The organism is Ardenticatena maritima (assembly GCF_001306175.1).
Lineage (GTDB): Bacteria > Chloroflexota > Anaerolineae > Ardenticatenales > Ardenticatenaceae > Ardenticatena > Ardenticatena maritima.
Genome location: NZ_LGKN01000003.1, coordinates 990,091 through 1,011,625, shown reverse-complemented (window position 1 = coordinate 1,011,625; position 21,535 = coordinate 990,091). Strand labels below are relative to the sequence as shown.

16 protein-coding genes are annotated in these 21,535 nt (G+C 61.5%); 14 read left to right on the top strand and 2 right to left on the bottom strand.

The genetic code is table 11. The features are described from left to right. Positions 1 to 26: 26 nt before the first annotated feature. The 14 genes from SE16_RS04435 to SE16_RS04375 all read left to right on the top strand — a co-directional run bounded on the left by SE16_RS04435 (position 27) and on the right by SE16_RS04375 (position 16,676). A complete protein-coding gene (locus SE16_RS04435; protein ID WP_054493977.1) occupies positions 27 to 1,010 on the top strand; it encodes an aldo/keto reductase in 984 nt (327 codons plus the stop codon). Positions 1,011 to 1,013: 3 nt separating this feature from the next. Next, positions 1,014 to 2,699 (top strand): proline--tRNA ligase, encoded by a 1,686-nt coding sequence (locus SE16_RS04430; RefSeq protein ID WP_060687264.1) that lies wholly within the window; start codon positions 1,014 to 1,016, stop codon positions 2,697 to 2,699. Beyond that, entirely contained in the window at positions 2,689 to 3,027 is a 339-nt protein-coding gene (locus tag SE16_RS04425) for a hypothetical protein (protein WP_054494089.1), read from the top strand. Before SE16_RS04430 ends, SE16_RS04425 begins: the two co-directional genes overlap by 11 nt. Positions 3,028 to 3,057: 30 nt before the next feature. Further along, on the top strand, positions 3,058 to 5,526 hold the full coding sequence (locus SE16_RS04420; RefSeq protein ID WP_060687261.1) for a glycosyltransferase family 39 protein: 2,469 nt from the start codon (positions 3,058 to 3,060) through the stop codon (positions 5,524 to 5,526). Positions 5,527 to 5,551: 25 nt separating this feature from the next. After that, positions 5,552 to 7,993, top strand: a complete 2,442-nt coding sequence (locus SE16_RS04415) for an ArnT family glycosyltransferase (protein ID WP_060687259.1) — start codon at positions 5,552 to 5,554, stop codon at positions 7,991 to 7,993. A gap of 15 nt (positions 7,994 to 8,008) precedes the next feature. Beyond that, the gene (gene pheA / locus SE16_RS04410) at positions 8,009 to 8,851 is read left to right on the top strand and encodes a prephenate dehydratase (protein WP_054492933.1); all 843 of its coding nucleotides are present in this window, start codon (positions 8,009 to 8,011) and stop codon (positions 8,849 to 8,851) included. A 20-nt stretch (positions 8,852 to 8,871) separates the two neighbouring features. Beyond that, on the top strand, positions 8,872 to 10,245 hold the full coding sequence (argH, locus tag SE16_RS04405; RefSeq protein WP_054492932.1) for an argininosuccinate lyase: 1,374 nt from the start codon (positions 8,872 to 8,874) through the stop codon (positions 10,243 to 10,245). 137 nt (positions 10,246 to 10,382) lie between these two features. Continuing rightward, the gene (locus tag SE16_RS16560) at positions 10,383 to 10,508 is read left to right on the top strand and encodes a hypothetical protein (RefSeq protein WP_268753472.1); all 126 of its coding nucleotides are present in this window, start codon (positions 10,383 to 10,385) and stop codon (positions 10,506 to 10,508) included. A gap of 259 nt (positions 10,509 to 10,767) precedes the next feature. Then, the gene (gene coxB / locus SE16_RS04400) at positions 10,768 to 11,826 is read left to right on the top strand and encodes a cytochrome c oxidase subunit II (RefSeq protein WP_160316981.1); all 1,059 of its coding nucleotides are present in this window, start codon (positions 10,768 to 10,770) and stop codon (positions 11,824 to 11,826) included. Positions 11,827 to 11,842: 16 nt separating this feature from the next. After that, positions 11,843 to 13,672: a cytochrome c oxidase subunit I gene (ctaD, locus tag SE16_RS04395; protein ID WP_054492930.1), complete on the top strand. Its 1,830-nt coding sequence runs from the start codon at positions 11,843 to 11,845 to the stop codon at positions 13,670 to 13,672. A gap of 89 nt (positions 13,673 to 13,761) precedes the next feature. Then, complete coding sequence (locus SE16_RS04390; protein WP_054492929.1) at positions 13,762 to 14,349, top strand: cytochrome c oxidase subunit 3; 588 nt, start codon at positions 13,762 to 13,764, stop codon at positions 14,347 to 14,349. A 10-nt stretch (positions 14,350 to 14,359) separates the two neighbouring features. Further along, entirely contained in the window at positions 14,360 to 14,668 is a 309-nt protein-coding gene (locus tag SE16_RS04385) for a cytochrome C oxidase subunit IV family protein (protein ID WP_054492928.1), read from the top strand. A gap of 10 nt (positions 14,669 to 14,678) precedes the next feature. Next, positions 14,679 to 15,503 carry a cytochrome c oxidase assembly protein gene (locus tag SE16_RS04380; protein ID WP_054492927.1) on the top strand — a complete coding sequence of 275 codons (825 nt, stop codon included), beginning with the start codon at positions 14,679 to 14,681 and terminating at the stop codon, positions 15,501 to 15,503. A gap of 75 nt (positions 15,504 to 15,578) precedes the next feature. Beyond that, positions 15,579 to 16,676: a 6-phosphofructokinase gene (locus SE16_RS04375; RefSeq protein WP_054492926.1), complete on the top strand. Its 1,098-nt coding sequence runs from the start codon at positions 15,579 to 15,581 to the stop codon at positions 16,674 to 16,676. Between the two features lie 65 nt (positions 16,677 to 16,741). On the opposite strand, the gene SE16_RS04370 is transcribed toward SE16_RS04375, so the two are convergent. Next, the gene (locus SE16_RS04370) at positions 16,742 to 17,734 is read right to left on the bottom strand and encodes an SIMPL domain-containing protein (RefSeq protein ID WP_060687256.1); all 993 of its coding nucleotides are present in this window, start codon (positions 17,732 to 17,734) and stop codon (positions 16,742 to 16,744) included. Positions 17,735 to 17,808: 74 nt separating this feature from the next. Continuing rightward, positions 17,809 to 21,474, bottom strand: coding sequence for a S8 family serine peptidase (locus SE16_RS04365; protein WP_054492923.1), 3,666 nt, complete (start codon positions 21,472 to 21,474; stop codon positions 17,809 to 17,811). Between the last annotated feature and the right edge of the window lie 61 nt (positions 21,475 to 21,535).

Genomic DNA, 21,535 nt, shown 5'->3' with positions numbered 1-21,535 from the left:
GAACGCATAACACAAAGGAGTGAAGCATGGAATACCGCGCCTTGGGACGTACCGGCCTCAAAGTCTCCGAACTTTGCCTGGGCACAATGCAATTTGGCTGGACGGCGGACGAAGAAACGTCCTTTGCCATTCTGGACGCCTTCTACGAAGCCGGCGGCAACTTCATTGATACCGCCAATGTCTATTCACGGTGGGCGCCCGGCAATCCGGGAGGCGTTTCCGAAGAAATCATCGGGCGCTGGATGAAAGCCCGCGGCAATCGGCGGGAGATTGTCCTGGCGACCAAAGTGCGCGGACGCATGTGGGAAGGTCCTAATGGCGAAGGGTTGAGCCGCGCGCATATCATGCAGGCGGTGGAAGATAGCCTGCGCCGCCTGCAAACCGACTACATTGACCTCTATCAGGCGCATGCGTTCGATGCCACCACGCCCATCGAAGAGACCATGCGCGCCTTTGAAGACCTGGTGCGGCAAGGCAAAGTGCGCTACGTGGGCGCGTCCAACTACCCGGCGTGGCGGCTGGCGGACGCCGTCGCGGTGAGTGAGCGCCACGGGTGGGCGCGCTACGAGTCGCTTCAACCGCACTACAACCTGGTGCACCGCGCCGAATTTGAGCGCGAACTCAAACCATTTTGCGAAGCGCACGGGCTGGGCGTCATCCCGTACAGCCCTTTGGCGGCGGGCTTTCTGACCGGCAAGTACCAGCGCAACGCCCCCTTGCCGCCGAGCGCCCGCGCGGATAGCGTGCGCCGTCGCTACTTTGAGAGCGAGACCGCCTGGAATGCACTTGAAACGGCGCAAGCCATTGCCGCCGAACGGGGCGTGAGCGTCACCCAAATCGCGCTGGCGTGGCTGTTGACCCAACCGGTCATTACAGCGCCCATTATCGGCGCGAACAGTGTCGCGCAGTTGCAAGAAAGCCTGGGCGCGGCCGGCTTGCGGCTTTCCCCCGAAGAAATGGTGCGCCTCAACGCAGCCAGCGGCGGCGAATTTCATTGGAACGATGCGTAAGCCATGAGCCCGAACATCATGCACCCGAACCACATTCGCCTTTCCCGCCTGTTGTGGCAGACTTTGCGTGAAGCGCCCGCCGACGCCGAGACGCCGGGCTACACCTTCTTGCGGCGGGCGGGCTATGTGCGCCCGCTAGCCAACGGTGTGCTGGCGGAATGCCCGCCGGGGCGTCGCATGCGGTTGCGTCTGGAAGCCGCCTTGCGGGAGATGCTAGCCACCTGGGAAGCGGCGGAGGTGGCGGTTTCGTCCTTCGCCCCCTCGGTGACGGAGGAGTTGCTGGCTTTGGCGCGGCACGCGCTCCATTCGTATCGCGACATACCGCGGCTTTTCTTCCACTTTGCTGCCCGCCGCTACGCCGATGCCCGCCCCGGCTGGGGATGGTTGCGGGCGCGTGAGCGTGTGGGGCTTGAACTGCTGGCGCTGGAAGCCGACGAACCCGATGCGCGGGCGCGTGCGGAGACGTGGCGCGCCGCGTGGCTGGCGTGGTCGGCGCAGATGGGCGTCTCCGCGCTTCTCACTGTGCGCACCGCGGTGGCGGCTGGCGATGGCGAGGCGGATGCCTTCGTGGCGCTGTTCCCGGATGGCGATGAAACATTGCTCATGTGCCCTGCCTGCGGTGATGTGGCGACCCGTCAGGTGGCGACGTTTCGCAAGCCTGAACCGCCTGCTGAAAGCGCGCAACCGTTGCAAAAAGTCGCGACGCCCGGCACAAACACCATTGCCTCGCTGGCTGCGTTCCTCAATGTGCCCCCCTCGCGCACGGCAAAGGTGGTCTTTTTCACAGGCCAACCCACCCACGCCGACGAGGAGAAACTCGTCATGGCGCTGGTGCGCGGCGATATGGACGTCGAACCGCAGAAGGTAGCGCGCGCCGCTGGGATGAAAGCGTTGCGTGCGGCGACGGAAGACGAAATCCGCGCGGTGGGGGCTGAACCGGGGTTTGCCTCGCCCATTGGCATTCAGCGCGAGCAGGCGGTTGTGGTGGTGGACGACCTTGTCGCCCAATCTCCCAACCTTGTCTCCGGGGCGAATGAACCCGATGCGCACTTCCTCAACGTCAACGTTGGGCGCGATTACACGCCCGATGTGATTGCCGACATTGCCGCGGCGGGGGAAGGCGCGCCGTGCGCGGTTTGCGGCGCGCCGCTTCGGCTGGCGCATGGGCTGGAAATCGGGCGGGTTGAACTGCTGGGCGCGTCCTTGCCTGAGCGGGCGGGGGTGGCTTTTTTGACAAAGGAAGGCACGCCGCGCACACCGTTTCTGGTGCGCACCTGGCTGGACATTCACCGCATGATGGGCGTGCTCGCGGAGCAACACCACGATGCGCATGGGCTGTGTCTGCCGCCTGCCGTCGCGCCGTATGATGTCTACCTTGTGCGTTTGGGGCACAACGACCCCGATGTCGAGGCGGTTGCCGAACAGGTGGCGGCGACGCTGGTGCAGAGCGGCCTGTACGTGCTGGATGATGACCGCGATGTGCGCGCCGGCGTCAAATTCAACGACGCCGACCTGGTGGGGGCGCCGGTGCGGCTCACCGTGGGCGCGAAGGCGCTCAAACGGGGGGGCGTCGAGATGAAAGTGCGCACGCACGAGGATGTGCGTCTGGTTTCGCCCGAAGGTGTGGGGGAAGCCGTGCTGGATGCGCTGGCGACCTGGAAGCCAAGGGGGCAGGTTCATGACGGTTGAGGAAATCGCCGCCGACATTCTGGCGGCGCTGGAAGCGTTGACTGTGGAGGATGTTTGGGACGCCACCGGTGCGTCCTGTTTCTTTGCCACAGAACCGGCGCAAGCCGCCGACTTGCTGATTGAACGGGTCTTGCTACCCTACGAAACGCGTCTGCGGCAATTGGCGCGCGAGGGGCGCGAGGCGGAAGCCGATACGCTGCTGGAAGGCGTGTTGCGCGCCCTCTCTCTGTTTGAGCGTGAATCGCGCGCGCCGTTCAAGGCGTGGGTGTTGAATCTCGAAGCGACGTATGCGCCGCGTTTTCGGCGCGCCCGTGAAGGACGGTTCTAGCACGGTATTGCTGGGGGGAAGTGGGGGAGCATGGCAAACTGGCGGGAGCGAGCCCGCGCATGGGGGCTGTTGGGGCTGTTGCTGGGTGTGCACGTCTGGGCGCACCTGCACTGGATTTGGACGAACGTCACGCCGGTGGGCTACGATTTGGGAGGACACCTTGGGCGCACTCTTGAGGTGGCTGATGTTCTTTCCACGCTCACACCGCGCACGTTGTTGCAGGCGTTCACGCTGACGGATTACCGGCCGCCGCTGCTCTACGTGCTGGCGCAGCCGTTCTACTGGCTGTTTGGCGTTTCGATGGATTCGGCGCAGTACCTGAACGTGGTGCTCTTTGTGGTGATTGCGCTACTGACCTACGACCTGGGGCGGCGCGTGTTCGATGAGTGGACGGCGTGGCTGGCGGTGGCGCTGGTGGCGTTCTGGCCGCTGACGGCGGCGATGACGCGGCTGTTTTACATGGAGAACCTGCAAACGGCGGCGTTGCTGCTGATTGTGTGGAGCCTGTGGCGCACGCAGGGGTTTCGCTCGCGCAGGTGGAGTGTGATATGGGGCGTGGCGCTGGGGCTGGGGATGCTGGCGAAGTGGACGGTGCCGCCGTTGGCGGCGCTGCCGGTGCTCTGGGCGATGACGCGTGCGGGCGTCTGGTCGGCTGTGTGGCGCGGGGTGCGTCGGCCGCGGCTGGCGTGGCGCGCGCTGGCGGTGGGATGTGTAGGCGGCGCGGTGGTGACGCTGGCGCTCTATGCGCCCAACCGCGACCTGGTGGCGGGGTTGCCGCTGGGGGCGTGGCTGGCGGTGGCGTGGTTTGTGTTGTGGGCGTGCGCGTTCTATGCGTTTGCGTTGCCCCCGTCGCCGGCGGCGAACGCGGTTGGGGGGCTGTTTGTGGGGGCGGCGTTGGCCAGTATCTGGTATCTGGGGCGCATTGATTTCCTCAACGAACTGATGGACGCCGCGTTTGGCACGTATGGCGGCAACTACGATGCCTTCAACCCGCTGCGTCTGCGGAATTACACGCGCTATTTTGGCTACCTGGTGCGCGAACATTGGGGCGTGCTGGGGACGCTGGTGGTCGCGCCGGTGCTGGTGTGGCGTTGGTGGCGTGAACGCTGGCGGCTGAGCCGCGATGCCGAGGGAGCGCGCCTGCTCTGGCTGACCGTGCTGTCCGCCTATATCGCGCTCTCGCTTCCTTCGCAAGAAGGGGTGCGCAATTTGGTGCCGCTGTTGCCCGTGCTGGCGCTGTTGGCGGCGGGGGCGTTGCGGGGCGTACCGCGCCGTTGGGCGCAGGGCGTGGCGCTGGTCTGGCTGGCGGTCTTTGGCGTGCAGTGGGCGATGATCACCTTTGACGGGGCGGCTGCGTGGCGCACGGCTTTGCCCCCCGTCTGGGCGGAAAGTGGTGCGGCGCAACCACCCGCCAGCGGGTTGAGCGACCCCGGCTACTGGATTGCGCCGGACGTGCTCAGCACGATGACCACCACCACACCGGATGTAGACCCTTTGGTCTTTGGCATGCTCATCAGTATGCCCAATATGAACCGTGGGCATTATCGTTATCTCATCCACACCACCTATCCACAGGTGGAATTGCTCGCGCTGACCGATGACGGGCGGGGTGGATGGCCTGGGGCTGTGCGCAGTCTCTGGCTTTTGACGAAAGACGGCGACAACGACGATGTCGAATCTGAGGGACAACGCATTTTGCGCGAAGTCTACGCCAACCCGGACGGCCTGTTTCCATTGGTTTTTGAAGCGTTCAAAACGTATCCTTTGCCCAACGGCGAAACCGCGACGCTGTGGCGGCGCACACGTGGGCATGTGGTGATGCCGAAATTTGCGCCGACGCCGGAAACCGCGCCGGCGGCGTCACGCCTGGCGGCCTGGCTGGATGGTCATCCGCTGATGGTGGGCACGCTTGAACATGGCATTTGGCTGGCGGTGGCGCTCGACCTCGCGCCTGAGCGGGTTGTGTTGCCTGATGCGCCGCGCGAAGAAACGCGAACGCTCTTCAGCCTGCTCATGCCGGGGCAGGAGCAAGGCGTGGCATGGCTGAGGAGCGATTATGCGCCCGTACACACCGAGTGGCTTGACGTTGATGGCATGTGGAGTATCTGGCAGATTTGGGCGCGCCTCGATTTCGACCGTGAGCCCCAGCCGCTGGACGCCACGGTTGGCAATGTGCGCTTGCGCGGCTGGCGTGCGCCGAGCATGCGCCGCGCGGGGGAAGCCGTGCCGCTGGTGCTTGACTGGCAGGGCGAGGGCGCGGGCGTGCGCGCCTCGTTCCGCCTGCTGGGCGAGGATGGGCGTCTGCTGGCGCAGCACGACGCTGACATGACCTCATCGCCCCTGCGGAGCGGCTTGTTTGTGCCGCCGGAGACGCCGCCGGGGGCGTATCAACTGGGGGTTGTGCTTTACGACGCCCAAACAGGCCAGCCGCTGGACGCCGACCAGCCGCTGGTGGTGCTGGGAACGGTACACATTGAAGCCTTTGAAGGGGACAACTGACCTCATGCCGGAGCAGAAGCCAACAATGTGGAGTGAAAACCGGCTTGCGCGTTGGGGAAGCCTGCTGGTTCTGCTGGGTGTGCATGTCTGGGCGCACCTGCACTGGATTTGGACGAACGTCACCCCGCTGGGGCGCGACGCCGGCGGGCACCTCTGGCGCACGCTGGATATGGCCGACGTGCTGACCACGCTCACACCGCGCACGTTGTTGCAGGCGTTCACGCTGACGGATTACCGGCCGCCGCTGCTTTACGTGCTGGCGCAGCCGTTCTACTGGCTGTTTGGCGTTTCGATGGATTCGGCGCAGTACCTGAACGTGGTGCTCTTTGTGGTGATTGCGCTACTGACCTACGACCTGGGGCGGCGCGTGTTCGATGAGTGGACGGCGTGGCTGGCGGTGGCGCTGGTGGCGTTCTGGCCGCTGACGGCGGCGATGACGCGGCTGTTTTACATGGAGAACCTGCAAACGGCGGCGTTGCTGCTGATTGTGTGGAGCCTGTGGCGCACGCAGGGGTTTCGCTCGCGCAGGTGGAGTGTGATATGGGGCGTGGCGCTGGGGCTGGGGATGCTGGCGAAGTGGACGGTGCCGCCGTTGGCGGCGCTGCCGGTGCTCTGGGCGATGACGCGTGCGGGCGTCTGGTCGGCTGTGTGGCGCGGGGTGCGTCGGCCGCGGCTGGCGTGGCGCGCGCTGGCGGTGGGATGTGTAGGCGGCGCGGTGGTGACGCTGGCGCTCTATGCGCCCAACCGCGACCTGGTGGCGGGGTTGCCGCTGGGGGCGTGGCTGGCGGTGGCGTGGTTTGTGTTGTGGGCGTGCGCGTTCTATGCGTTTGCGTTGCCCCCGTCGCCGGCGGCGAACGCGGTTGGGGGGCTGTTTGTGGGGGCGGCGTTGGCCAGTATCTGGTATCTGGGGCGCATTGATTTCCTCAACGAACTGATGGACGCCGCGTTTGGCACGTATGGCGGCAACTACGATGCCTTCAACCCGCTGCGTCTGCGGAATTACACGCGCTATTTTGGCTACCTGGTGCGCGAACATTGGGGCGTGCTGGGGACGCTAGTGGTCGCGCCGGTGCTGGTGTGGCGCTGGTGGCGTGAACGCTGGCGGCTGAGCCGCGATGCCGAGGGGGCGCGCCTGCTCTGGCTGACCGTGCTGTCCACCTATATCGCGCTCTCGCTTCCCTCGCAGGATAGCGAGCGCAACCTGGTGCCGCTGTTGCCCGTGCTGGCGCTGTTGGCGGCGGGGGCGTTGCGGGGCGTACCGCGCCGTTGGGCGCAGGGCGTGGCGCTTGTCTGGCTGGTGGTCTTTGGCGTGCAGTGGGCGATGATCACTTTTGACGGGGCGGCTGCGTGGCGCACGGCTTTGCCCCCTGTCTGGGCGGAAAGCGAGTTTGCGCAACCGCCCGCCAGCGGATTGACCGACCCCGGCTACTGGATTGCGCCGGACGTGCTCAGCACGATGACCGCCACCACACCGGATGTAGACCCTTTGGTCTTTGGCATGCTCATCAATTCGCCGACCATTCACCGTGGCCCGTATCGCTATCTCATTCGCACCACCTATCCGCAGGTGAAATTGCTCGCGTTGACTGAGAATGAGGGCGAAGGATGGGCGGGAACGGTTCGCAGTTTGTGGGTGCTCACCAAAGACGGCGACAATCACGATGTCGAACCGGCTGGGTTGCGGGCGTTGCGCGAGGTGTATGCCAATCCGGATGGCTTGTTCCCGCTGCTCTTCACCGCCGTGAAAACCTATCCGCTTCCAAATGGTGAAACCGCCACGTTGTGGCGGCGCACCGTGGGCGATCCGGTCATTCCGCCGCTCAGCCCCTCGGAGGAAACGGCGTCCCATGCAGCCGCCTTTGCGGCCTGGCTGGATGGTCATCCGCTGATGGTGGGCACGCTTGAACAAGGTATCTGGCTGGCGGTGGCGCTCGACCTCGCGCCTGAGCGGGTTGTGTTGCCTGATGCGCCGCGCGAAGAGGCGCGAACGCTTTTCAGCCTGCTCGCACCGGGGCAGGAGCAAGGCGTGGCGTGGCTGATGAGCGACTATGCGCTCGTGCATACCGCCTGGCTTGATAGCGGCGTCTGGCAGATTTGGGCGCGCCTCGATTTCGACCGTGAGCCCCAACCGCTGGACGCCACGGTTGGCAATGTGCGCTTGCGCGGCTGGCGTGCGCCGAGCATGCGCCGCGCGGGGGAAGCCGTGCCGCTGGTGCTCGACTGGCAGGGCGAGGGCGCGGGCGTGCGCGCCTCGTTCCGCCTGCTGGGCGAGGATGGGCGTCTGCTGGCGCAACACGACGCCGACATGACCTCATCCCCCCTGCGGAGCGGCTTGTTTGTGCCGCCGGAGACGCCGCCGGGGGCGTATCAACTGGGGGTTGTGCTTTACGACGCCCAAACAGGCCAGCCGCTGGACGTCGACCAGCCGCTGGTGGTGCTGGGCGCACTACGTGTTGAACCACGCTGACAAAAGGAGGCGGGCATGGGGTTGAAGGTAGCCTTTCAAGGGGAGCGTGGCGCGTACAGCGAAGGCGCGTTGATGCAATACTTTGCGCCGACCGGTGAAGAGGTGGAGCCGGTGCCCTGCTCCTCGTTTGAAGCCGCGTTCGAGGCGCTGGCAAGCGGCGCCGTGGACCGTGCTGTGTTGCCCATTGAAAATTCGCTCGCGGGCAGTATTCACCGCAATTACGATTTGCTGTTGCGGCATACGGATGTCCACATTGTGGGGGAAATCAACTACCGCGTGCGGCACAACTTGCTGGCGCTTCCCGGTGTGCGGCTGGAAGATGTGCGGCGCGTGCTGAGCCACCCGCAAGCGCTGGCGCAGTGCGAGGGGTTTCTGACCCGCATGCACCTGGCGCGCGAAGCCACATACGATACGGCCGGCAGCGCCAAGCGCTTGCGCGAAGAAAACCTGCGCGACGCCGCCGCCATTGCCAGTTTGCGGGCGGCGGAAGTGTACGACCTTGTGGTCCTCGCCAGCGACATCGAAGACGACCCCGAGAACTACACACGCTTTTTGGTGCTGGCGCGCGAACCCGCGCCGCCGCCGCAAGGCGTACCGGCGAAAACCTCGATTGTCTTCTCGCTCAAAAATGCGCCCGGTATTCTTTTCAAGGCGCTTTCCGTCTTTGCCTTGCGCGATATTGACCTGACCAAAATTGAAAGCCGTCCGTTGCGTGGCCAGCGCTGGCAATACATTTTCTATCTCGATTTTGCCGCTAGCCTGGCTGATGAAAGCGCCCAAAACGCGCTGCGCCATTTGAGCGAGATTGCGCCGTTCTTGCGCGTGTTGGGCTCTTATCCACAAGATACAACCAACTGAGCGACTGAGCGGAGTGCGTCATGAAACTCTGGGGTGGACGTTACGATGTTGATACCGATGCCTTGATGCACAAACTCAACGCCTCGATTCGCTTCGACCAGCGTTTGTGGCGTGAGGATGTGCAGGGAAGCCGGGCGTGGGCGCAAGGGTTGCACCGCGCCGGCTTGCTGACCGATGAGGAACTGGCGGCGTTGTTAGAGGGGCTGGCGCAGATTGAAGCCGAGTGGGAAGCCGGCACGTTCGCCCTGCACCCCGATGATGAGGATATCCACACCGCCCACGAACGCCGTTTGCATGAATTGGTGGGAGCGGTTGCCGGTAAACTGCACACCGGACGGAGCCGCAACGACCAGGTCGCCACGGATGTGCGCCTCTACGTGCGCCGCCAACTCGACCAACTGGACGCGGAAATTCGCACCGTGCAGGCGGCTTTGTTGGCGCAAGCCGAGCAGCACATTGACCTTCTCATGCCTGGCTATACACATTTGCAGCAGGCGCAACCCATTCGGTACAGCCATTGGGTGCTCAGTTTCTTCTGGATGTTGCAACGCGACCGCGAACGCCTGCGTGATGCGCGCTCCCGCGTGAACGTGCTCCCGTTGGGCAGCGGGGCGCTGGCGGGGCATAGCCTGGGCGTTGACCGCACCTTCTTGGCGGAACAGTTGGGCTTTGAGGCGGTCTCCCCCAACAGCCTTGATGCGGTGAGCGACCGTGATTTTATCGTCGAAGTGCTGGCGGCGGCGGCGTTGCTGGGCGTCCACCTGAGCCGCCTGGCGGAAGACCTCATCATCTACGCCACACGCGAATTTGGCTTCGTGCGGCTGGACCCGCGCTACACCACGGGATCGAGCTTGATGCCCCAAAAAGCCAACCCCGACGCACTGGAATTGGCGCGTGGCAAAAGCGGGCGGCTCATTGGCAACCTCACCACGTTGTTGGTCGTGCTCAAGGGTTTGCCGTCCACCTACAACAAGGATTTGCAGGAAGACAAAGAACCGTTGTTCGACACACTGGACACGCTACACGACCTGCTGCCAGTCATGGCAGGCGTGATTGAGACCATGCAACCGCAGCCTGAGCGTATGCGCGCCGCCCTCGACGACGCCATGCTGGCGACCGACCTGGCTGACTACCTCGTGCGGCAGGGCGTGCCTTTCCGGCAGGCGCACCACCTGGTGGGGCGCGCCGTCGCCGAAGCCGAGGCGCGGGGTGTGCCTTTGCGGGCGTTGCCGCGTGAAGTCTATGCACGCATTCACCCGGCATTGGATGCCGACCTCTCGGTGGTTTTCGATGTGGAACGCGCCGTAGATGCCAAGCAAGCCATTGGCAGCACCGGGCGGGACGCCGTGCAAGTCCAAATCGAAAATGCGCGTCGCGCTTTGCAAGCCACATGAGGAATGTCATCTCATCTTTGTGATAAAATGCACGGGCTGAATTTGACGCCTTTGGCAACTGCTTGTAACATGGGGAACCGTCATCGGCTGTACACCCTATGAGTATCCCTGACAGAAGAAAGTGGGAGACTTGAACCATGCAAGGACATTTTGACTTCTTTGCCTTGCTCATCTTCTGGGCAATTTTTGGTCTGATTTTCACAATTGGCCTCACGCAGTTGGCAATTCGCCTCGAGTCACCTGATGGCGGCGAGGAACACTAAGAAGGAGGCAGAGGACAATGTCGCTCGAACGATTGCTTGATCCCTGGTACGCTAGTCTGATCGTTACGCTGACGTTGATGGCGTTGTTGGGCGTGTATGCGCTTTTCGATCGCTTTGTGCAGTGGCTGAAATCCTGAACTGTTTGATGTGTACGCCGTTCTCAAAAGCGGGCGAGCGTTGCCATATCGGAAAAGCCTCGCCTGCTTTTGTTTCCAAATGTAGGATGTCAAGGAAATCTTCTCAAGGGGAGAAGGAAGACATGTGGCAGACTGTACGACGGAGAATGCGCGTTGTGAGTGCGCTCTTGGGCGTACTGACCGCGCTGGTGTTGGTGCCTGCGCAAGCCCTCGCTGACGAGCCGCCCTGGTTCATTGCTCCGGCCTCGGAACAGGCGTCGCTGGTGGCGCGCTTGTTCAATATCGAACTGGCGGTGGCGACGGCGGTTGCTATCATCATCTGGTCGCTGATTTTGTTTGTGTTGGTGCGCTATCGCGCCCGTGAAGATGGGACGGATGAGACGCCGAAGCAGATTCACGGCAATAACGCGCTCGAAATCACCTGGACGGTGGGCACGGCGGTAGTGCTCCTGTTCGTGTTCGCCGTCTTCTGGCAGACGATGAATGCGCTTGCCGCAACGCCTGATGACGCTATGGAAATCAACGTCTATGGCAAGCAGTGGTGGTGGGAATTCGAGTACCCTGCTTACACCCGCGAAGGCAGTGATGAACCGGTACGTACCGGTAACGAGCTCTACATTCCGGCGGGCGTGCCGGTCAAGTTCAACCTCTACTCGGATAACGTCATCCACAGCTTCTGGGTGCCGCGTCTCAACGGCAAGACGGACGTCATCCCCGGGCAGGTGAACACGACCTGGTTCCAGGCGGATGAACCGGGTGAGTATCACGCGCAATGTGCGGAGTTGTGTGGGGTGCAGCATGCCGGTATGCGCTTCAAGGTCTATGCGTTGCCGCAGGATGAATGGGAAGCCTGGATTGAGGCGCAGCGCAAGCCGGCTGTGGAGCCGCAAAGCGAGTTGGCGCAGCGTGGGGCGCAGCTCTTCCTGGCGAAAGGGTGCGCCGGTTGCCACACGATTTACGGAACAAACGCCGCCGGGCGTGTCGGCCCCGATTTGACGCACTTTGCCAGCCGCCACACTGTGGCCGCTGTCTTGCCGCAAACGTCGGCCAATGTGGGGCTTTGGGTGCAGAACGCCGACCTTGTGAAGCCCGGCAATATCATGTGGCAGACCATGAAGAACGTTCCGCTGAGTGCGGATGAAGTTGAAGCGCTGACGGCCTACTTGTTGAGCCTGAAGTAACGGTAGGGGGAGAGTTATGGCAACACGTACGGAACCAATTGCCCGCCCAAGTACGTTGGCAACGTGGTGGGATACCATCGTCGAATGGGCGACGACGGTTGACCACAAGAAAATCGGTATTCTGTACATCCTGGCTTCGATGGGCTTTTTCCTCTTTGGTGGTATCGAAGCCTTGATGATTCGCACGCAGTTGGCTGGGCCGGAACTGCGCTTCATTCACCCGCAACTCTACAATGAAGTGCTGACCATGCACGGCACCACGATGGTCTTCCTCGTCGTGATGCCGATTTTGACCGGCTTCGGGAACTACTTTATCCCGCTCATGATTGGCGCGCGCGATATGGCGTTCCCCCGCTTGAACATGTTGGGCTTCTGGCTCTTCGTCTTTGGTGGGATTTTGCTTTACCTCAGTTTCCTCAGCGGCGGAGCGCCGGATGGTGGGTGGTTTGCATACGCCCCACTGACTGACGACACCTTTTCGCCCACGCATGGCATGGACTTCTGGATTCTGGGCTTGACGGTCACCGGCATCGCTTCGATTACTGGTTCGATTAACTTTGTCGTCACGATTCTGAACATGCGTGCGCCCGGCATGACGCTCAACCGCATGCCGCTCTTCGTCTGGACCACGCTGGTGACGGCGTTCTTGATTCTCTTTGCCTTCCCCAGCCTGACGGTTGCGACTATCTTCCTCTTCTTCGACCGCAACTTTGGCACGGGGTTCTACTCGCCGGAGATGGGCGGTACGCCGTTGCTCTGGCAACACCTGTTCTGGTTCTTTGGGCACCCTGAAGTGTACATCATGATTTTGCCTGCATTCGGGCTGATTTCGGAGATGATTCCGGTCTTCTCGCGCAAGCCCATCTTCGGGTATGCCGCGGTGGTCTATGCTTCGGTGGCGATCGGTTTCATTGGGTTCACGGTCTGGGCGCACCACATGTTTGCCGTGGGCATGCCGCCGGTCGTCACGGCGTCGTTTGGTGCGGCGAGTATGATTATCGCTGTGCCGACCGCCATCAAGATTTTCAACTGGGTAGGGACGATGTGGGGCGGTTCGCTGCGCTTGCGCACCCCCATGCTCTTCGCCATTAGTTTTGTGGCGATGTTCCTCATCGGTGGTCTGACGGGGATTTTCCTGGCGACCGTGCCGGTTGACTGGCAGTTGACCGACTCCTACTTCGTTGTGGCGCACTTCCACTACGTGCTCTTTGGTGGTGCGTTCATGTCCATCTTGGGCGCGGCTTACTACTGGTTCCCGAAGATGACCGGGCGCATGATGGATGAGCGCCTTGGCTTCTGGAACTGGTTGCTCATTTTCGTGGGCTTCAACCTGACCTTCTTCCCCATGCACATTCTGGGGTTGGATGGCATGCCGCGCCGCATTGCCACCTATGGCGCCGGTCTGGGGTGGGACTTCTGGAACTTTGTCTCGACGGTCGGCGCATTCATGATTGGCGTGGGCATGATTATCTTCTTCATCAACTTCTTCCATAGCCTGCGCAACGGCCCCGAAGCGGGGGATAACCCGTGGGAAGGCTGGACGCTGGAATGGGCGACCGCCTCGCCGCCGCCGGCGCACAATTTCGATGGCCTGCCGCCCATTACGAGCCGCCGCCCATTGTGGGATGTGAAACTCAACCGCGTGCTGACGCCGGAAGAAGTGAAGGCGCGCCTGGTGAAAGATGAGCACATCCACCTGCCGCCCCCCTCGGTCTGGCCGTTGGTCGTGGGCTTGGGCGTGGTGCTCATCGCCGCTGGCATGATTTACACCTACGTGATCACTGTGCTTGGCGTTGTGACGTGGGTGATTGGCGTGCTTGGCTGGATTCAGCAGAAAGGGTACTAAGAGACCGTATGCCCTGGCGGATGCAAACCGTCCGCCAGGGCGATGCCAACGTTTGTTGATTGAAAACGGGAAACGTGTGGGGTTTGACTATGAGTGCACACACACAAACAGAACATCACACCACACTCGGGCTTGACCACCGCAAATTAGGGTTCTGGGTGTTTTTGGCGTCTGAGTGTGTCTTCTTCATGTCGTTGATTATCACGTTCATCATCTACTCGGGGCGTCCACAAGAGGGGCCCACGCATGAAGTGCTGAACATTCCGCTGACGGCGTTCAACACGTTCGTGCTGTTGACGAGTAGTCTTTCGATGGTGTTGGCGGTAGATGCCACGCGCCGTGGCGACAAGCGCCAGATGCAACTCTGGTTGCTGGCAACGATTTTGATGGGCTCTTTCTTCATCGGCGTGCAAGTCTTTGAGTATCGCGAATTGATGCACGAAGGCTTGACGCTGACCAGCAATCTCTTTGGCATGAGTTTCTACTTGCTTACCGGTTTCCACGGGGCGCACGTGACCTTTGGCATTCTCTGGTTGATTGTGGTCTTCATCAAGTCTTTCGGCGACACATTTGGCCCCCACAACGATGTGCCCGTGGATATCATGGGGTTGTACTGGCACTTTGTGGACCTCGTGTGGGTCTTCTTGTTCCCGATTGTGTACCTGATCAAGTGGTAAGGAGCGGCACATGGCGAAGCATTCTGCGGCGAAAACCGAGAAACACGAAGCCCATCCGAACTACTGGCTCATCGGTATCGTGTTGGCGGTCTTGACGGTGCTGGAATTGACCGTCACTTCCAATTGGTTCATCACCACGTTCAGTTTGAGCCAGGTTCTCACGGATTTCTTGCTCCTGGCGTTTGCCGTCGCCAAGGCTCTGTTCGTGGTGGGGTATTACATGCACCTGAAATTTGATAGCCGTATCTTCACGGTGATGTTCTCGATTGGCATTTTGTTCGCGCTTTTGCTCTCGACGACCTTCATGTTGTTGTTCTGAAACAGGAGCCATGCAAGAAATTTCACTGCCCTGGACAATCTGGCTGACCGACTGGCGCTTTGAGCCGGTTCCGATCGCCGCGGCGATTTTCGCCGTGGCGTTCTACTACCTGGCGGCGCGCCGTTTGGGACAGCGCAATCCTCATCATCGGCTGACCGTGGGACAACAGGCGGCTTTTTGGGGCGCCGTTGGCTTGACGCTTTTCACGATTTTATCGCCGCTTGATACCATCGGGGAACTTTACTCCTTCACCGTACACATGGTGCAGCACTTGCTGATGATTATCCCCATTCCGATTCTCCTGCTTTTGGGGGTGCCGGAATGGTTGGCTGCGCCGCTCTTCCGTCTGCGTCCGGTGGATTGGGTGATGCGCGTCTTGACACAGCCCATCATCGCCACTGTGCTCTTCAACCTGGTGTTTATGGGCTGGCATATCCCACGTTTGTATGAACTATCGTTGACCAACTACACAGCACATGAACTTGAACACCTGATGTTTCTCACTACGGCGCTCTTCTCCTGGTGGCCTATCATGGGGCCGCGCTACCAGTTGCGCACGCCGTTTCTCAAAATTGCGTATGTGTTCGTGCAAAAATTGCCCCCCACCATTTTGGGCGCGATTTTGGTCTTTGCCGAAGCGCCTTTGTACGCCACCTACGCCAACCAGACGGCGCGCTTGTGGGGATGGACGCCACTCCTCGACCAGCAAATCGGCGGCGTGGTGATGTGGATTCCGGCGGGGATTGTCTATCTCATCATCTTGTCGGTGGTCTTTTTCCGCTGGATTGGCAATGAAGAAGCCGAAGGGATGGAACAGCAAGGGACGTTTGCCTGAACATTTGATTGGTGCAACGAAGCCCCTTCACGCTGATGAAGGGGCTTTTTGTTTCAAAAAGCATGAGGTGAGGCAATGATTCGCAAAATTGCGCTGTTTACTGGTGGTGGTGATGCGCCGGGATTGAATGCCGTGATTCGGGCGGTGACGCGCACCGCTGTGCTCAATTATGGATGGGAAGTTGTCGGTATTCGTGATGGCTTGGATGGCATTCTCTCGGACCGTGATGATGGATTGATGCCTCTGGACCCCCACGCCGTCAGCGATATTTTGCCGCTTGGCGGCACGATTTTGGGCACGGTCAACAAAGCCGACCCGCGGTTGTACGTGGTGAAAGATGGGCGTGTGGTGGTGACCGACTGGGCGAAGAACCGCATTCGCACGCAGATGGCGCGTTTTGGCATTGACGCCATTGTGGCCATCGGCGGCGATGGCACGATGACGATTGCCGCCCAGTTGTTTGAGGCGGGCATTCCCCTGGTGGGTGTGCCCAAAACAATTGACAACGACCTTGTCGGCACGGAGTTGACGTTCGGGTTTGATTCGGCGCTTGATGTAGCGACCGATGCGCTCGACCGCCTGCGCACAACGGCGCGCAGCCATCGGCGGGTGATGATTCTGGAAGTGATGGGGCGCAACGCTGGCTGGATTGCGTTGCATGCGGGTATTGCCGGCGGGGCGCACGTGATTCTCATCCCGGAAATTCCCTTCGCCGTGGAACCGATTTGCGCGGCGTTGCAAGCCCGTTGGGCGCGTGATGCAAAATATGCGCTTGTGGTGGTGGCTGAGGGGGCGCGGCTTGCGGATGGTGCGCCCATGTACCATGAAATTGGTGGGCAAAAGCGGCTGGGCGGCATTGCCGACTGGCTGGCGCACCAAATCATCGAGCGTTGCGGCTTTGAGGCGCGCGCCGTGGTGCTGGGGCACATTCAGCGTGGTGGGTCGCCCAGCGCCTTCGATCGCATTTTGGCGACCCAGTACGGTGCTGAGGCGGTGCATTGCCTGGCGCGCGGCGAGTTCGGGGTTGTGGTGGTGTTGCGCTGTAATGACATTCGCACGGTGCCCTTGCATGAGGTCATTGGGCGGCAAAAGTTAGTGCCGGTGGATGGGACACTGGTGCGCGTGGCGCGTGGCTTGGGTATTTCGTTTGGCGACCCCGCCGAGTTGTCATAACTTCTGGCATTGTGATACAAAAAACCGCCCCCATATGCGGGGGCGGTTTCTGTTGGCACGCTCTGTTAGCGAATGAGGAAGACTACCTCGACGCTGTAGAAGAACGAGAGTTGCCCGCTTTGGATGGGGACACTGCGCGTTTCGGCAAAGGCGGCTTGTTCAACAAAGATGGGACGCCCCACATTTTGCTCGCGGATGGTGAGCACCCCCACCAGTTCCACATTCGCCAGTGTGGCCAGGTCGCTGGCGCGTTGATAGGCGTCTTGCATGGCGGCGGCGCGCGCCTGGCGTTCCAGATCTTTGGCATTGCTCACTCCAAATGAGACACCTCCCACGCTGTTCGCGCCGGCTTCGAGGGCGGCGTCCAGGACTTCGCCCACGGCGTTAATGTCGCGCACGGTCACCATGACGCGGTTGACCACGCGGTAGCGAATTTGCGGAGTGGGGGCTTCACGTTCCACGTCAAGCGGTGTGCGCTCAATCGGTTCTTCTTCCGGATAGATGCTGAATTCGACCGTGCGAATGTCCTCTTCGGCAATGCCCGCATTCAGAAGCGCTTCCAGCACGTTCGCCATGGTTTCGTTGTTTTCGGCGACAGCGTCGGTGGCGCTGGCGTTGAGCGTGACCACCCCCAGCGTGATGGTGGCGAGGTCGGGGCTGGCTTCTACTTCGCCCACGCCTTGCACAGTCAACGTGCGTTCGCTGGTGGTGTCAACGGTTTGCGTCAGGGGAATGACGGGGCTGAGTGTGAAAACGGGCGTGACGGTAAGGCGCTCGCTTGCAGTGATGGCGCTTGTCGTCGTCAGCGGTGCGGTACTGGTGACGGTTTCTGTCGGGGAAACGGTCGGCGTGGTCTCGATGCGCTCAGTTGTCGTCAGCGGCGCCGTTTCTGTCAGCACGGCGGTGGGCGTCGTGGGGATGGGCGTGCGCGTTGGGCGGAAGGTGGGCGTGGCTGTGGCTTGGGCGACAGGCGCCGCCAGCGCGCGGTGTCCCGCCAGCAACAGCGCAACGACCAACAGGCTGCCCAGGATTGGAATGAGCAAAGGTGTACGTCGCATACATGCCTCCTTTTGTGAGTCGGTCGCCTAAACGCAATACTTCATCTTATCACGGCTCTGCCCGGGTGACGAGTTTAGCGCACTACGAAGGGCAGAAACACTTTGGGTCTTTCTGGCAGCGGTGTTTCGCACCAGGTCAACACGGCTTGCATGTTGGCAAGGCGGTCTTGTTGGGTGGAAAGCGCTTCAAACGAGAAGCCCCAATACATGGTGCGGTAGGTCGCCGTTTGGCGCTGAACCGCGGCGGGACCCTTTTCCGACATGTACACCACATTGGCGTCCAGTGTCGGTGTGATGGTGTCGCTCCAATTGTGCGAATTGATAGCCGTGTAGTCGAGTGTGTAGGTACCCAGTGGACCAAAGATGTTGCCTTGCCCAATGACTTCCGAATAGTTAACGTCGTCCACAATCCCGGCAACGCCGAGATAGTTCTTCATGAAGAGCGTCAACTGGCGCGCCCAATGGTAATCTTGACTGCTCATAAAGAGACAGCGATTGCCGCTTTCCAGCCAACTGCTCAGCGCCGCTTCGCTCGCCTCGCTGGGACCCGTGGGGCTTCCAAAGGCGTCGCCGCTGAACCAGATGACAACGGTGTACGGTGCTAGGTCTGCACTGGTGGGCTCATTGTCGGATTGCGCTGTGTCCCACACGTCAAAGGAAACTCCCAGCGTTTCCAGCGTGGACGTGTAGAAGGCGCGCATATCTGGGTCGTTGTCGTCATCATCCACCAGCAGGATGGGCGGCGTGGTTTCTGTGGTGAAGGTGAAAACGTCCGAGTACGCGCCCTCGCCGCATGGGTTGGTATTGCGCACGCGCCAGTAGTAGGTGGTGTCGTAGTCCAACGCCGTGGCGAGTGTGTGGCTTTGGACGCCTGGGGTGATAGTGGCGGTATAAACTGGTGTTGCAAAAGTCGCGTCAGTCGCGATTTCGATGAAAGCGCCGACGGCTTGCGAGCCGTCGTTCCAGGTGAGCGTGGGCTTGCGTGGGATGGATGTGGCGCCGTTGGCGGGAGCAAGCAGGGTAGGCGCTTCGGGTGGCGCGGTGAACAGGGCCAGTTGGACGGTGGTGGTGTGCGTGGATGTGGGCGCAACCCCCACGATGTCGAGCGTGTAAGCGCCGAACGCCGCCGCGGCGGTGTTGCTGATGGTCAGGGTGCTGCTGGCTGTCGGGGTGATGGGGTTGGCGGAGAAGAGCGGCAATGTGCCGGATGGCGCGCCGGAAACGCTCAGTGTCACGGGGTCGGCGTAGCCGAGGATGGAGAAGGCGGTGATGTCGTAGGTGGCGCTTTCTGGCGCGCAAACGGCTTGCTTGGGCGGTGTGGCTTGCAACACAAAATCGAACGTTTGGGCGCAATTGTAGCAGACCAGCGCAAAATCCTGGTCGGTGGCGTCGCCCTGGTTGGGAACGCCATCGCCGGCGATGTTGCTGGCGGTGATGGTAATGCTCAGTGCGCTGCTTGTGCCCGCCGGCAGGCGAATCACCTCGTAATTGTTGACGGTGTCGGGCGCACCACCGGGCGCGCTCCATTGCCCGTTGAACACGTTGCCGCGGTAGAGCGTCCCATCAACCAAGACTTCGAGGTCCAGGTCATTGACCTGCGGACTGGTGCCCAGAGCGCCGGGCGCGTCGGTGTAGTTCAGCACAATCACCACCGGCTTGGTGGGGTCGGCGACAGCGCCGTGCAGGGTCCATGTTTCACCCGTGGCGTTGAACAGCACGCTTTGGTTGACGAAGAGGCGCGGCGTCGCGTCGAAAGCCATTTCAAGATTGGGCATGCCATACCCCTGGGCGTTGCTCGGCAGCGTATCATTCGCCGCAACGCCGGTCAGATAGGTAGTGTGCGCCATGATGTAGGCTTTCAACAGGGCGGGGCTGGGTGTGGGAATAGCGTGCACATGTTGCAGCCAATAGTAGACCAACGACGCCACACCTGCGACGGCGGGCGTCGAGTGGCTGGTGCCGGATGAAGCAGCGAAGATGGTTTGCCCACTGGGGCGGTAGGCGTCGCAGACGCCGCTTCCCGTGTAGCCGGGGTGGGTGCTGGCGGTGCCTTGAACGTGTGTGCCGGGGGCGACCACTTCGGGCTTGGTGCGGTTGCCCGGCGCTGGACCGCGGCTGGAAAAATCGGCGATGTCCATGGCGTTGTCGGCGCTGGTCGCATCGGTAAAACAACCGTCAACCCATGTGCCGTCCTCATCGTCGGGGCGCACATTTTCGCTCGCGCCGACAGTGAGCACGTTCTTGGCGTTCCCTGGCGAGCCAATGCTCCCGCTCTCTGGACCACTGTTGCCGGCGGCAAAGATGAAGAGCATCTCTTGGTTGCCCGGTTCGGTCAAATCGGCGTCGCGTGTGCCGATGTCAAAGGCTTGCGCCGAAGCGTCGTAGGTCGTGGAACAAGTGGGACAGCCCCACGAATTACTGCTGATATGCGCGCCGCTATCCTGCAGGTGCTTGATGAGCCCTGTATCGCTGTTGCCGCAGGCGCTCAAATCAAAATAGGGCGAAAAAACGCGAGTAGCGGCAAAGCGCCCATAGGGGTTGACACCCAGCCCGCGTTGAAATCCAAGCGGGTCTCGGTAGGGGAAGCCGGCGCGCGTGTCGTAGCCGAACGCAATACTGGCGTTGATATGCCCGTGTCCGTCGAGACCGCCGCCGTTCGGCGCGGATGTACAGTTGGCAATGTAGACCGCGCGGCTGGGGTTCGCCGCTTGCCCGAATTCGTGCAGTGTTGGGTCGCCGGTGTCAAGTGTGCCGTCGCCCACGCCGTCATCCACAATGTCCACAATGGGGTAATCGGCGGGGTTCTGGCTGAAGCCCAGGCTATCCAGCCAAGCCAGGTAGCCTGGACCGGTGGGCGCGCTTTGGTCGGCGGTGAAGTGTCCCGCAATCAGTTGGGTTTGCACTTCGTCAAAACGCTCACGCGGCAAATATTCTTCCACCCACATCACATCGGGCATGGCGGCGATCGTCGCGACATCGTCCAGATGGACATCCAGCGTGGCGTTGGCATACTGCAAGACGGGCGTCCACTCGCTGAGGCGGCGCACCGCCAGCGCGTCAATCTGCTTTTGTGTCTGCGCCGCGCCGGCATGGCGATAGAGTTGCACCGTGATGGTGACGATCGTCTCCGCGGCGGGCGTTTGTTCCAGCCGCGTGAGCAATACAGGCGCTATTTTGAAGTAGGGTTGGTGCGGCATGGAGAATTGCAGAATCTCGCCTTCGCGTGCCAGCGCATCCAATCGGGCGCGCGCGGCTTCGTCCGCCCACACAATGTAGCCGTTTTGCGCCACGTAATGCACAGGGGTAGCGCCCACTTTTTCCAGCGTTGCCAGCCATTCATCCTTGATGGGTCCCACAAATTGCACCAGGTGAAGCGCAGCGCCTTGCGAAGCGGTGGGGGCGCGCCACGCTGTCGGCACAGCGGCGGTGGGCGCGCGGGGGTCGAGCGCGCCGTTGGCAAACAGCAGTGGGGGCGCTTCATTCAGAATGCGCACGCGCTGACGTTCCGCGGGCGGCAAGGTTGCCAGCACCTGCGGACGGACTTTGTAGAGCGCAAACGCGCCGTATTCATGCCAGAGAATGACGCCGTTTTGCGGAGTGGCGAAAATCTCTTTGGGCGCAAAAACGCGCACAAATGTTTCATCGGAGGCATGCGCGTGCTGATTGGGAAGATAGACCGTCAGCAGAATCCCCAGACACAGGACAAAAAGAGCAAGCGCAAGGGCTGGGCGCGAACGCATATCAAACTCCCGTTTGTTGGTTGTGCTTGTGTGGGGAGCAAGAGTGTAGCAAAAGCGCCTA